The sequence below is a fragment of the Gemmatimonadales bacterium genome, from assembly GCA_036265815.1.
GTDB lineage: Bacteria > Gemmatimonadota > Gemmatimonadetes > Gemmatimonadales > GWC2-71-9 > CAVVWJ01.
Window position 1 is genome coordinate 269,181 of record DATAOI010000052.1, and the last position, 12,246, is coordinate 281,426.

The 12,246-nt window shown below is 69.6% G+C and carries 12 protein-coding genes and 1 other RNA gene; 11 read left to right on the plus strand and 2 right to left on the minus strand.

Going from position 1 to position 12,246, the window contains the following annotated elements; all coding sequences use genetic code 11:
• Window positions 1-61: 61 nt before the first annotated feature.
• From VHR41_12280 to VHR41_12310, 7 genes are all read left to right on the plus strand, one after another.
• The gene (locus VHR41_12280) at window positions 62-451 is read left to right on the plus strand and encodes a hypothetical protein (GenBank protein ID HEX3234970.1); all 390 of its coding nucleotides are present in this window, start codon (window positions 62-64) and stop codon (window positions 449-451) included.
• 358 nt (window positions 452-809) lie between these two features.
• Complete coding sequence (locus VHR41_12285; protein HEX3234971.1) at window positions 810-1,043, plus strand: hypothetical protein; 234 nt, start codon at window positions 810-812, stop codon at window positions 1,041-1,043.
• Between the two features lie 28 nt (window positions 1,044-1,071).
• Complete coding sequence (locus VHR41_12290) at window positions 1,072-1,596, plus strand: putative metal-dependent hydrolase (GenBank protein ID HEX3234972.1); 525 nt, start codon at window positions 1,072-1,074, stop codon at window positions 1,594-1,596.
• On the plus strand, window positions 1,593-2,132 hold the full coding sequence (locus VHR41_12295; protein ID HEX3234973.1) for a hypothetical protein: 540 nt from the start codon (window positions 1,593-1,595) through the stop codon (window positions 2,130-2,132). The genes VHR41_12290 and VHR41_12295 overlap by 4 nt, the downstream gene beginning before the upstream one ends.
• Before the next feature lie 51 nt (window positions 2,133-2,183).
• The gene (locus tag VHR41_12300) at window positions 2,184-3,689 is read left to right on the plus strand and encodes an aminotransferase class V-fold PLP-dependent enzyme (GenBank protein ID HEX3234974.1); all 1,506 of its coding nucleotides are present in this window, start codon (window positions 2,184-2,186) and stop codon (window positions 3,687-3,689) included.
• A 62-nt stretch (window positions 3,690-3,751) separates the two neighbouring features.
• Complete coding sequence (locus VHR41_12305) at window positions 3,752-4,072, plus strand: DMT family protein (protein HEX3234975.1); 321 nt, start codon at window positions 3,752-3,754, stop codon at window positions 4,070-4,072.
• A gap of 26 nt (window positions 4,073-4,098) precedes the next feature.
• The gene (locus VHR41_12310) at window positions 4,099-5,295 is read left to right on the plus strand and encodes a P1 family peptidase (protein ID HEX3234976.1); all 1,197 of its coding nucleotides are present in this window, start codon (window positions 4,099-4,101) and stop codon (window positions 5,293-5,295) included.
• A gap of 67 nt (window positions 5,296-5,362) precedes the next feature.
• Here the strand turns inward: VHR41_12310 and VHR41_12315 are convergent, their stop codons facing one another.
• Complete coding sequence (locus tag VHR41_12315) at window positions 5,363-6,241, minus strand: helix-turn-helix transcriptional regulator (GenBank protein ID HEX3234977.1); 879 nt, start codon at window positions 6,239-6,241, stop codon at window positions 5,363-5,365.
• Window positions 6,242-6,435: 194 nt separating this feature from the next.
• On the opposite strand from VHR41_12315, the gene VHR41_12320 reads away from it, so the two are divergent.
• The 4 genes from VHR41_12320 (at window position 6,436) to VHR41_12335 (ending at window position 11,779) form a co-directional block, all read left to right on the plus strand.
• On the plus strand, window positions 6,436-9,546 hold the full coding sequence (locus VHR41_12320; protein ID HEX3234978.1) for a protein kinase: 3,111 nt from the start codon (window positions 6,436-6,438) through the stop codon (window positions 9,544-9,546).
• Between the two features lie 52 nt (window positions 9,547-9,598).
• Window positions 9,599-9,995, plus strand: an RNA gene (gene rnpB / locus VHR41_12325) — RNase P RNA component class A.
• A 103-nt stretch (window positions 9,996-10,098) separates the two neighbouring features.
• Window positions 10,099-10,881, plus strand: a complete 783-nt coding sequence (locus tag VHR41_12330; protein HEX3234979.1) for a hypothetical protein — start codon at window positions 10,099-10,101, stop codon at window positions 10,879-10,881.
• 13 nt (window positions 10,882-10,894) lie between these two features.
• Complete coding sequence (locus VHR41_12335; protein HEX3234980.1) at window positions 10,895-11,779, plus strand: hypothetical protein; 885 nt, start codon at window positions 10,895-10,897, stop codon at window positions 11,777-11,779.
• 21 nt (window positions 11,780-11,800) lie between these two features.
• On the opposite strand, the gene VHR41_12340 is transcribed toward VHR41_12335, so the two are convergent.
• The gene (locus VHR41_12340) at window positions 11,801-12,211 is read right to left on the minus strand and encodes a hypothetical protein (GenBank protein ID HEX3234981.1); all 411 of its coding nucleotides are present in this window, start codon (window positions 12,209-12,211) and stop codon (window positions 11,801-11,803) included.
• Between the last annotated feature and the right edge of the window lie 35 nt (window positions 12,212-12,246).

Here is a 12,246-nt window from a genome sequence, read left to right on the forward strand (position 1 = left end):
TTGCCTGCTGATCTTGGCGCTCGCCTGCGGAGGGGCCGGCCCCCCGCGGACACCGGACAGGGTGGCGCCCTGGCTGCGGGCGGACCCGCACCGGTGTCTGCTCACGCGTGACCTGCGGGAGGGCATGGAGATCATGGCGCGCCACTGCGCCGAGCAGTTCGTGCTGGAGAACGGCTACACCGACCGGCCGGCGGCGGATGACTCGACCCGCTGGGTAGAGGAAGCGGGCGACCGGAGGACCTGGCCGCAGGTGCTCTCGACCCGAAGCGGCACCCTCGAGGGAAGCGCGGCCACCGTCCAGTGCAGCGTGCGCAACTGTACCGTGCTGTTCCGTGCCCGCCGGTCGGTGCTGGCCTGCGCCTACCGATCGGTGACCATGACACAGGTGTTCACCCACCTGCGGCTCGAGCCCGGGCTCATCAACGTGCGCTGCGACGAGCGGAGCAGCTGATGGTCGACGCTCCCGAGCTGGCAAGGATCGGCAGAACACCGGTTTAGGGCAGAAGCCAAAAAATCGCGCAAGTTGCTCGACGAATATTGTTGCGCGCTCGTGCAACGGCCCGCATGGGCGCGCACCGGGTGAGCCGCGGTGGCCGAGTTCAATGAAATCGATGCATTACGGGAATCGATGCATCACGGGAAGAGACGGGATCGGGGGAAAAAAGAGAGGTAGTTCCCGGAGCCGTACTGCCTTGGCCGCGACCCCGGGAACCGGGTACTGCGGGGATGCTGCAAGGATTTGGATGCGGGAGCGATGACAATGGTTGCGCGCTGACGCGCCCGCACCGGAGAAGAGCTAGATTTGGGCCATGCGAGAGGCCCGGCTGCGCCCGGAGTTTGCCCACCTGTATCCCGCGCTCACGCCCGGCGAATGGGAACCAGCAGCCCGAATAGCGGAAGCGGTGCTGGCCAACCTTCTTCTCCAAAAGATGACCGACTCACCCTCGCCCGACCGGCTGCTGCCGGAGGCCCACTTCGAGTTCCGTGGCGGTGCCCGCCAGGAACGCGACGACCTCCGGGAGCGGGTGGACGATGGCGAGTAGCCCGCCAGGACAGGCAGCACCGGAGAGCATGCCCGATCTACGATACCCCATCGGCCGGTTCAAGTTCGAGACCCTGACCGAGCGCGGGCGAGCGGAGTGTGTAGCCCGGATCGCGGGGGCACCTGGGCGGATGCGCGCGGCCGTTGTGGGGCTCAGCGACGACCAGCTCGACACGCCGTATCGTCCCGGCGGGTGGACCGTCCGGCAGGTGGTCCACCATGTCCCCGACAGTCACCTCAACGCCTATACCCGGATGCGCCTGGCGCTCACCGAGCCGGCGCCGACCATCAAGCCCTACGAGGAGGCGCGCTGGGCCGAGCTGCCCGACGCCCGGACCGCCCCGATCGAGATCTCGCTGGCGTTGCTGGAGGCGCTGCATGCGCGCTGGCATCTCCTGCTCAGACAGTTGACGCCAACCGACGGGGCGCGAACCTTTCGGCATCCCGAGCACGGCCGGGATTTCACTGTCGACGAGGTGATCGCGATGTACGCCTGGCATGGTGAGCACCACGCCGCGCACATCACCTCGTTGCGCGGCCGCATGGGTTGGTGAGGCGCATCGGAGACGCGGCGGTGCGCGCGCGCACCGGGAAGAGCTGGGCGGAGTGGTTCGCCATCCTCGACCGGGCCAGCGCCGCCAGCAAGAGCCACAGGGAGATCGTCGCCCTGCTCATCGCCCGCTACGAGCTCGCCTCGTGGTGGCGGCAGACGATCACGGTCACCTATGAGGAGGAGCGCGGGCTTCGGAAGCGCCACCAGAGGAGCGACGGCTACGAGATCACCCGCAGCAAGGTGGTCCCCGCATCGCTGGTCACTCTCTACCGCGCGTGGACGGATGGCCGGCAGCGGGCCCGCTGGCTGTCGGGAGTTGCCTTCCGGGTCAGCACGACAACCCGGGGAAAGTCGCTCCGTATGGTGTGGGAGGATGGCAGCCGGGTCGATGCCGGGTTTGCCTCCAAGGGGCCGGGCAGGAGCCGGGTCAGCGTCCGGCATCGGAAGCTCGCCAGCGCCGCGGATGCCACCCGGGCCAAGCGATACTGGACCGAGCGGCTGGCCGTGCTGGCGGACGTCCTGGCAGTCGTCACTTGAATCAGCCGCAGAGAGTCAGTGACCGGTCCGTTTCGGACCACTGGAGACCGCATGCCGGAGCCTGGCACGCCGCTGGAGATGTCATCCGAGGAGTTCCGCCGGGCCGGGCGCGAGCTGGTCGACCGGATCGCCGACTTTCTCGGCTCCTTGCCGGAGCGCCCGCTCACCCTGGGCGAGACCCCGACGGAGATCCGTGCGCTGCTGGGCCGGAGGCCGGTTCCCCGGAAGGGCAGCGAGCCCGCGGCACTCCTGCGGGAGACGGCGGACCTCCTGTTCGGCCACTCGCTGTTCAGCGGCCATTCCCGGTTCATGGGGTACATCACCTCGTCCGCCGCGCCGATCGGGGCGCTGGCTGACCTGCTCGCCGCCGCCATCAACCCCAACGTCGGCGGCTGGGAGCTCTCGCCCATTGCCTCGGAGATCGAGGCCGAGTCGGTGCGCTGGATCGCCGAGCTGGTGGGGTATCCCAGTGACTGCGGTGGCCTGCTGGTGAGCGGGGGCAACATGGCCAACTTCGGCTGCTTCCTGGCCGGACGCCGGGCCATGCTGGGTGAGGAGGTGCGGCGGGCCGGCCTGGCCGGCGCCGACGCCGCCCGGGCCCGGGTCTACGTCTCCCAGGGCACCCACACCTGGATTCAGAAGGCCGCGGACCTCTTCGGGCTCGGCACCGACGCGGTCCGGTGGATCCCCACGGACGCGCGGCAGCGCATGCTGCTCGCTCCGCTCCGGGAGCAGATCCGGCAGGACATCGCCGCCGGCGACCGGCCGATCATGGTGGTGGGCGCCGCCGGCACGGTGAGCACCGGCGCCATCGATCCGCTCCGCGAGCTGGCGGCCATCTGCCGGGAGCACGGCCTCTGGTTCCACGTGGACGGCGCCTACGGGGCGCCGGCGGCAGTGCTCTCCGATGCACCGGACGACCTCAGGGCGCTCTCCCTCGCCGACTCCCTGGCGGTCGATCCCCACAAGTGGCTCTACGCGCCGCTCGAGGCCGGATGCGTCCTGGTGCGGGAGGCCCACCGCCTGAGTGACGCGTATTCCTACTCGCCCGCCTACTACCGTTTCGACACCGAAGGCGAGGAGCCGCCGATCAATTATCACGAGCTCGGCCTGCAGAACTCGCGTGGATTCCGGGCGCTCAAGGTCTGGCTCGGAATCCGCCAGGCCGGACGGGACGGCCTTGCCCAGATGATCGGGCACGACTGCCGGATGGCGGAGGCACTGTACCGCGGCGCCGAAGCCCATCCGGAGCTCGAGGCGGTGACCCTCGGCCTCAGCATTGCGACCTTCCGCTACGTGCCGGCCGACCTCGCGCCGGGGACCCCGTCCGTCCAGGCGTACCTCAACGCCCTGAACGAAGCGCTGCTCGCCCGGCTCAAGCGGTCGGGCGACCTCTTCGTCACCAACGCGGTGCTGGACGGGACCTTCCTGCTCCGGGCCTGCATCGTCAACTTCCGGACGTCCGAGGCCGACGTGAGCGCGATCCCTGAGATCGTGGCCCGAGCCGGGCGGACACTCGATGCCGAGCTGCGGCCCCACGCGCTGCAGCCCGCGTGAACACCTGATCTGGCGGAGGGCTCATCCGGAACGATATCGTCGCCCGAGCCGCGGTACTCCTGGTGTGCTCCAACGTCTTCATGACGTTCGCCTGGTACGCCCATCTGAAGAATCTGGCGGACCGGCCGTGGTACATCGCCGCCGCCGTGAGCTGGGGTATCGCGCTCTTCGAGTATCTGCTTCAGGTCCCGGCCAACCGCATCGGATACACCTCGCTCTCGCTGGCGCAGCTCAAGATCATGCAGGAAGTGATCACCCTGGCCGTGTTCGTCCCGTTCGCCGTGATCTACATGCGCCAGACCCTCAAGCTGGACTATCTCTGGGCCGCGCTCTGCATCGTGGGCGCGGTCTATTTCATCTTCCGCTCGCCGGCCACGCCCTGATCCGACGACTCAGCCTGACCCTGCTGTTGCTGGCCGCCGGCGGGGACGCCGCGGCGCAGGGCCGTCCCGAGCGGGCGCGCGACATCGGTATCCCCCTGGACGGCAGCCCCGGGGCGCTCGACGCCATCACCGACGTGGCGGGCGTGACCGTGGGCCATTCCACCATCATTCGGGGCGAAGGCAGGCTCCGCGTGGGAGAAGGTCCGGTGCGTACCGGCGTCACCGTGCTCTTCCCCCGGGGGCGCGACGACCTGGCGCCGGTCTTCGCCGGCTGGTTCAGTCTCAACGGCAACGGCGAGATGACCGGCACCGCCTGGATCGACGACTACGGGATCCTGGCGTATCCGGTTGCGCTCACCAATACCAACAGCGTCGGCACCGTGCGGGACGGCCTGATCGAGTGGGCCCGCGAGCGTCTGGGCGACGCGTTCTACTGCTGCCTGCCGGTGGTGGCGGAGACGTTCGACGGCGACCTCAACGACATCTTCGGCTTCCACGTCCACAAGGAGCACCTGCTCGCCGCCATCAAAGCGGCCGCCGCGGGACCAGTGGCCGAGGGGAATGTCGGCGGTGGGACCGGGATGACCTGCCTGGGCTTCAAGGGTGGCATCGGAACCGCCAGCCGCCGGCTGCCGGCCAGCCAGGGAGGCTACACCGTCGGGGCGCTGGTCCAGTGCAACTTCGGCCTCCGGCGGCAGCTCCGGATCGCGGGGGTGCCGGTGGGGGAGGAGATGCCCGATCCGGCGGCGTGCTACGCTACCAGTGCGCCGCTCGATTCGGCACGCGCACGGGAGCGCTGCGCGCGGGAGCCGCGGTCGACCATCGCGCCGAAGGCGCGCGAGCGCGGCTCTATCATCGTGCTCCTGGCTACCGACGCGCCGCTGCTGCCGCACCAGCTCCGCCGGATCGCGCGGCACGCGGCGCTGGGCCTTGGCCGCATGGGAAGCGTGGCCGGCGCGGGCTCCGGCGATCTCTTCCTCGCCTTTTCCACCGCGCCCACCGGCATCGCCGATAGCACGCGAGTGGCCACCGTCCGGATGGTGAGCGAGGATCGGATCGATCCGCTCTACGAGGCCACGGTGCAGGCGACCGAAGAGGCGATCATCAACGCCATGCTGGCCGCCCGGACCATGACCGGCGCCGACTGGTACCGGGTGCCGGCGTTGCCCCACGATCGGCTCCGGGCCGTGCTGGCGGCGCACGGGCGGCTGGTCGGTCCGTAGGAGCCGTCCCGGGCCCCGATCTGGTCATCGCGGCGCTCCTCGGCGGCCATCTTCTCCAGCCCCCTGCTCACCCCCGCAGCCCCGCCGCCCGCCCGTCCTCCCAACTGCCCGCCGTCAGCGGATGGAACCCACGCCAGATCGCAGCGTAAGGCTCCATCATGAGGCGGATGAACCGCTCCAGCGCCGCCGGAAAGGGAAACCGGCTGCGGAATTCCAGCGCGGTCACGCCCAGCATGGCGCGGAGATGCCGGCCGAAGCTCTGGGGCGACGAGTACTCCAGCCGATAGGCAACGTCGGCCACCGAGAGTCCCGCCATCTCGAACAGATGGGCCGCGTGCAGCAGCCGGATGGCGGCCAGATAGTTCTTGGGCGACGGCAGCCCCGACCGGGCAAAACGCGACATCAGCGTGCTCGGTCGTACGCTGAGCTGGTCTGCCAGCCGGGTGACGGTGGGAACCTCCGGGGCCAGGCGGATCATCGCCTCGAGAAACAGCCGGGCATCCGGCGGCGCCTGGGCGACGCTGTCGAGAATCGGCCCCTGGATCCGAGCCACGGCCCGGGTGGCCGGTTGCCCCACCACCTGCCGGAGCCGGCTCCACCCGGAAGGCGACGTGACGTCCACCACCTGGCGGACCCCGGACGCGCCCAGGCGGAGAAGCATTTCGCTGGAGCCGGCGTCGTGTTGGGAGAGGAGCGCGACCGTAGGGATGCCGGGGAACTTGCGCACCAGATGCCCCAGCACCTCCATCTGATCCGGACCGCAGCGGTGGACCGAGACCAGCACCGCATCCACCGGCCGCTCCCGAACCGCCCGCATGGCATCGGGAATCGAGTCCCGGTGAAGGACCGCGAAGCAGCCGCTGCCCGCCGCATCGACCCGGAGACGCTCCCCCGGTAGCAGGACGGCCGCCACCGTGGCGGCTGATTGGTCGGCTCCGTATGACACCCCGTTCCCCCGGCGATATGGTGCATGAGGATGGGAGTGGCACGTCAACCTGGATTCAACCTGACACACCCCGAAAGCGCGCCCCGCGCAACCATATTCGCGGGGCACGCATCCAACCGGACACCCGGTCGGCCCGTGTGCCGCGCGCGAGGATCGGGTATATTGCTGGTCCGGTTTCCCATGCCGGTTGGACCATGAACAACTCGACTCTCGATCTCTTCGCCGCGCTTCAGGCCGCCCTGGGGCCGCAATACCGACTCGAGCGCGAGCTGGGCCGCGGTGGCATGGGAGCCGTCTTCCTCGCCACCGATGCCACGTTGGACCGCCGGGTCGCCATCAAGGTGGTCCACCCCGAGCTCACCGCTCACCCTTCGATCGCCCGCCGCTTTCTGGCCGAAGCGCGAACCATCGCCCGGCTGCGGCATCCCAACGTCGTCGCGGTGCACACCGCGGGCAGCACCGACGGTCTGCTCTACTATGTGATGGACGAGGTGGCGGGCGAGAGCCTGCGCCAGCGGCTCACCCGTGAGCCCCGCCTGGATCCGGCACTGGTGGGCCGGATCGTGGCCGACGTGGCAGCCGCCCTGGACGCCGCCTCGCGGGCCGGCATCGTGCACCGGGACGTCAAGCCGGAGAACGTGCTGCTGGAGGAGGCGAGCGGGCGCGCCATGCTCGCCGACTTCGGCATCGCCCGGGCAATGCTGGGCGACGGGTCGGGACCGACCACGGGTCAGGGGGTGGCGGTGGGAACCCCGGCCTACATGAGCCCGGAGCAGGCCGCAGGTGAGGAGGTCGACGGCCGCAGCGATCTCTACGCGCTGGGCGTCGTTGCCTACGAGATGCTGGCGGGGCACCCGCCGTTCCAGGGACCCAACCGGGTGGTTGTCTCCAAGCATATCGCCGAACGCCCCGTACCGATCGAGCGGGTGCGCCCCGACGCTCCCCGCCGCCTGGCGGCGAGCGTCATGAAAGCGCTGGAAAAGCATCCGGCCGAACGGTGGCAGAGCGGGGAGGAGCTCCGCCAGGCGCTGAGCGGGGAGCGCCCCGTCGAGTCCCCGGCCAGGCGTCGCCGTCGGCCGCTTCTCACGGCAGTCGGCGTCGGCCTGGCGGCGCTCGCGGCCGGCATTGGCCTGATTCACCGGTCGCCCGGGCCGCCGGCGGGCGTGAACCCCCGCCATTCGATCCTGGTGCTCCCCTTCGACAACCTGCGGGACGATCGCTCGGTCGACTGGCTGCGCGACGCCAGCCCCAGCATGCTGGGGCTCAACCTCTCGCAGTGGAACGACCTGTCGGTGGTCGATCACGAGCGGCTGCACGATCTGCTGAGCCGGCACCGGCTGCGGCGGGGCGCGGATATCGGCCTGGACATGGCACGCCGGCTGGCCCGGGAGGCCGGGGTCTGGACCGTGGTCCTGGGCGACTTCTCCCAGGCGGGCGACTCCCTCCATCTGGCCGCGCGAGTCTACGACGTGGCCAGCGGCGCACGGGTGGACATCGCCCGGGTGGACGACCGGACCGGCGCCGACGTGCGGCCGCTGTTCGACGAGCTCGCGGCCAAGCTGCTCGACCTGTCGGGCGCGCCGAACGAGGTCCGCATCGGCCTGGCCCGGTCCACCACCGCCTCGCTTGAGGCATACCGGGCGTACCTCACCGGCGTGGAGCAGCTCAATCGTTGGGATCTGGCCGGCGCGGAACGAGAGTTTCAGCGCGCCAGCACCATCGACACGACTTTTGGTCTGGCGTACTACAAGCTCGCGCTCACCCGGGGCTGGCTGGTCGGCATCAAGGATTCGACGGCCGATCGCGCCATCGTGCGTGCCACCACGTACTCATCCAATCTGCCCATTCATGAGCGCACCATCATCAATGCGTATGGAGCGTTTCTGGCGGGGGAATTTCCCCAGGCCCGGGGCCTGTACCAGCAGCTCATTCGCCGCGACTCGACCGACGCGGATGCCTGGTACGGACTGGGCGAGGCATGGTTCCACGATACCGCCGGAGTCGATGAGGCGCCCTACTGGACGCAGGCGATGCGGGGCTTCAAGCATGCGTTGACCCTGGACCCGGATTACGCCCTGGCCTACGAGCACGTGCAGGCCATGTTGGGCCTGGCCGCCGGCGCCCGGCCGTCCGTGGCACTGGTCGCCCCCGACTCGTTCGCTCCGGCACGGGGTCGCGAGGGCCAATCGCTGATCGACAGCACCACGCTGGCCGCCGCGCTGCGCCGGGCCAGGACCGAGGTGCAGGCCAGCGCCCGGACCTGGGTCACCATCCAGCCCACCACCTTGCGGGCGCACGGCGCCATGGTCGACGCCTACCTGGCCGCTCGCAACTATCCCGCGGCGTTCGCCGAGGTCGACCGCTTCAAGCAGACCTCACCAGAGCATCCGGAGTCGCCCTTCGTCGAGGCGCGGATCCGTTTCGCCTCCGGCGAGGTGGACCGGGCGGCCGCCGAGCTCAAGACCACGCTCGATTCGGTCGCGCCGCAGGATTTTCGCCGCTACGAGGGGGTACCGACCGTGGTGCAGGACATCGCCGCGGCGGCCAATGTCTTCGCCTATCAGGGCGACCTGGCGAGCGCGGCCAAGGCGATCGACCTCGCCGATCAGGTGCGGCGCGAGGTCATCCAGCACCCGGGGAGTCCCACCGACGGCCCGTTCAACTCCTCCTGGCGGCGGATGGCGCTGGGCGACCTCTATTACGCCACGGGCGGCCCCGCGGCATCTCTCCGCCAGGTCTGGCAGAGCGCGGCGGAGGCGGGGCGGGTGGCACCGACGGACCAGCGCCGGCACTTCGCCCACACCGGCGCCTCCGCGGCCATCGGCCTCTTCACCGGCCTGGCGGCGGACACCACCGCGCTCACCGAATACCGAGCGATGACCGATGAGCCCCTGGGCCGCGAGGTCCGGGCACTCCTGGCGCTGAGCCGCGGCGACTCGACCGGAGCGCGCCGCACCCTGGCCGAGCCGGACACGGCCGACAAGTCGGAACACATGTACATGGACTTTCGCCGGCCCCTCGCCGCCCAAGCCTATTACCTGCTCGGCGACTATCAAGCGACCTTGAGGGCCCTCAAGGATTTCGAGCCCGATGCGTTCTGGACCCACGGATTCGACGCCCGTTGGGGCATGCTGGGCCGGGTCCGCCTGCTCCGCGCCGCCGCCTACGAACAGCTCGGCCGCCGAGCCGAGGCAAGGCTGGAGTACCATCAGGTGTTGACCCAGTGGCGGTCGGCCGACGAGGCGCTCCGCCCGTTCGTGCGCCAAGCAGAGCAGGGCCTGGCGCGGCTGGGGGCGGCCGGCTGAGCCGGCCGGCCGCTTACCCTAACGCTGTGCCCCGGTTACATTTGAGGTGCCTCTGGTCGGGCGTGATGGTCGCGGGCGTCGCAAGGCGCTCCGAGGAAAGTCCGAGCTCCACAGGGTAGACTGCCAGGTAACGCCTGGGCGCCGAAAGGCGACGGACAGGGCCACAGAGAATAGACCGCCTCGAGCCCCCGCAAGCGGGTAGAGGTAAGGGTGAAACGGTGGGGTAAGAGCCCACCGCGGCGCTGGTAACAGCGGCGGCACGGTAACCCCCAGTCGGAGCAAGGCCAAATAAGCGGCGTGGTGTGACCCACACCGACAATACAAGCCGCGGGTAGGCTGCTAGAGGTGGCCGGCGACGGCCATCCCAGACAGATGACCATCCCCCGCGTTCCGAGCGCAATCGGCTCAGAGGCGGGGAACAGAACTCGGCTTACGGCCCGACCAGCGGCGGCCCTCCGGACCCGGTTCGGAGGGCCGCTCGCATGCTGAGAGCCGTCCCGAATCCACGGCCCTCGGGTTACCTTTGCTTCCGAACCTTGAGGGGGAAACCCGATGCTCGCACAGTCCGCCGCGGTGACGATCCTGGCAACCCTGCTGGCCGTCCACGCCGGCACCGAGGCGCCGCTCACGGCCAAGTACCGGGTCGATCAGACTCTGACCCAGGAGATCGACGCCACCTCGGCGGGGAAGGGAAAGCAGAGCCTTTCGTTCACCACCTCGAGCTTTCTCACGCTGACCCTGACCGACAGCGTCGGCGGCAAGGCCGTCAAGGTCGTGGTCGACTCGATGCGGGCGGACAGCACCGCGCCGATACCCGCCAACGTCTTCGACAGTGCGCGGGGATCGGAGTATCATGGCTTCCTGAGCGCAGCGGGAAAGCTTTCCGAGCTCGAGCTGGTGAGCTCGTCGGCGGCGGCCGCCAAGGTTCAGGGATTCCTCTCCGATTTCTTCCCCTGGGTCAAGGCAGGCGTGAAAGTGGGCGAGCATTGGGCGGATACCAGCTCCAAGACTACCGCGAACGGCTCCGATAGCGTCGTGGTCAAACGGATCGTGGCCTACCACGCGATGGGCAACGAGACCCGCAACGCACGCAAGGCGGTCCGCATCGCCAGCCAGTACAGCTCTAATGTGCTGGGTACCCAGCCGACGCCGAACGGCCCGGCAAAGATCGAAGGTACGGGCAGCGGCACGGGCGTCTACTTCGTGAGCCCTGACGGCACCTATCTCGGCGGCGACTGGCGCCTGCAGTCCGCCCTCAAGATCTCGGGCGCCTTCGCGGACAATCCCCTTCCTATCACGATCACGCAGACGACCAAAGTCACGGCGCTCAAATGAAACGGAGCCGCCCATGAAAGCGGGACGGCTCCTGGCCACGGGTCTGCTGCTGGCCGGGTGCAGCTCCAGCACCAGCGGCAAAGAGGCCGGCGCGCCCGCGCCCGCTCCGGGGCCGCCGCGCGCGGGTGCGGTGACGCCGACCGCGGGTGGCAAGGGTCCAGCGGTCACCTACCGTCCCGCGCGGAGCGTGGGATATCGGCTGGAGCGGCACGACAGCCTCACGCTGCAGTACCCCGGCGGCGCCACCCAGGAGCAGATACGCGATCGGATCGCGCACCTCCACCTGACGGTGGCCGAATCGGGCACCCCTGGCGCTTATCAGGTGGTCATCGTGCTGGATTCGCTGCAGGCGCTGGAGAATGGTGTTCCGGTCCCGCCCGATTCCGTTGCCGCGGCCAGCGGCGCACGCTGGACCGGCAGCTTGACGCCCAACGGCGATCTCTCGCCGCTCAAGGCCGACCGCCCGGGCACTCTCACGGATGAGCTGACCGGAAGGCTGCAGCTGCTGTTCCCCAGGCTCCCCGCGGGCGGGGTGCGCGACGGCATGGAGTGGACCGACAGCACCAGCTACAAGCTCGTGGCCGATGCGTTTCCCGGCACCGAACACGTCATCACCAGGTATCGTGCCGCCGGTGGGGCCACCGAGGGGAAAACGGTCACACTCCAGAGTGCCGGGTCCTACAGCAGGTCGGGGACACGGCTACAGGGTGATCAGGAGCTGCAGATGACGGCCACGGGCGCGCGTCACGGGGCGCAGCAGATCGGATTTGACGGCATCATGCTCTCCTCCCGGGGCAACGACGCCGGCGACATGACCATCACAGTGCCCGCCGTCGGTCAGACGGTCCCGGTCAAGCAGTCGGGCAGCTATTCGATCGTCTCCACCACCTCCCACTGAGCCGGCGGCAGCCGCCTGATGTCAGTGCACCGGCTCGAACGGTCGCTCGGATTCCCGGGCGGCCGGTTGACGGGCAGCGATGTCGTCGATCTCGGTTTGGGCCGCGTCCCGACTCGCCAGCGGCCGGAGGAACGCGCCCAGTCCGCCACCCACCACCAGGCCAATCAGGGCGTACAGGCGCTTCTCCCGGCGTTCGCGGGTCCGCCGTCGGTGCACCTCGCGCTGGATACGGGCCACCGTCTTGGCGGCACCGCCCCGGAGCTCCTCCAGCTCGCGGCCGAGGCGTTGACGGGTCTTGGTGCCTTCCGCCGGGGCGAAGAGCAGAGCCGACCCCGCGCCCAGCGCAAGCGCGATCAGGGCCAGCGTGAAAAATCCTCCGCCCCCCTCCGCCTCCGGGGGCTCGAGGTCGAAATCGTTGGTATCCATTGGCATATGAACTCCCAGACCGAACTGATGGTTCGCATCGG

Coding starts and splice junctions, on each gene's coding strand:
- VHR41_12285 (HEX3234971.1), top strand. CDS start 810: ATGCGAGAGGCCCGGCTGCGCCCGGAGTTTGCCCACCTGTATCCCGCG.
- VHR41_12290 (HEX3234972.1), top strand. CDS start 1,072: ATGCCCGATCTACGATACCCCATCGGCCGGTTCAAGTTCGAGACCCTG.
- VHR41_12300 (HEX3234974.1), top strand. CDS start 2,184: ATGCCGGAGCCTGGCACGCCGCTGGAGATGTCATCCGAGGAGTTCCGC.
- VHR41_12320 (HEX3234978.1), top strand. CDS start 6,436: ATGAACAACTCGACTCTCGATCTCTTCGCCGCGCTTCAGGCCGCCCTG.
- VHR41_12330 (HEX3234979.1), top strand. CDS start 10,099: ATGCTCGCACAGTCCGCCGCGGTGACGATCCTGGCAACCCTGCTGGCC.
- VHR41_12335 (HEX3234980.1), top strand. CDS start 10,895: ATGAAAGCGGGACGGCTCCTGGCCACGGGTCTGCTGCTGGCCGGGTGC.
- VHR41_12340 (HEX3234981.1), bottom strand. CDS start 12,211: ATGCCAATGGATACCAACGATTTCGACCTCGAGCCCCCGGAGGCGGAG.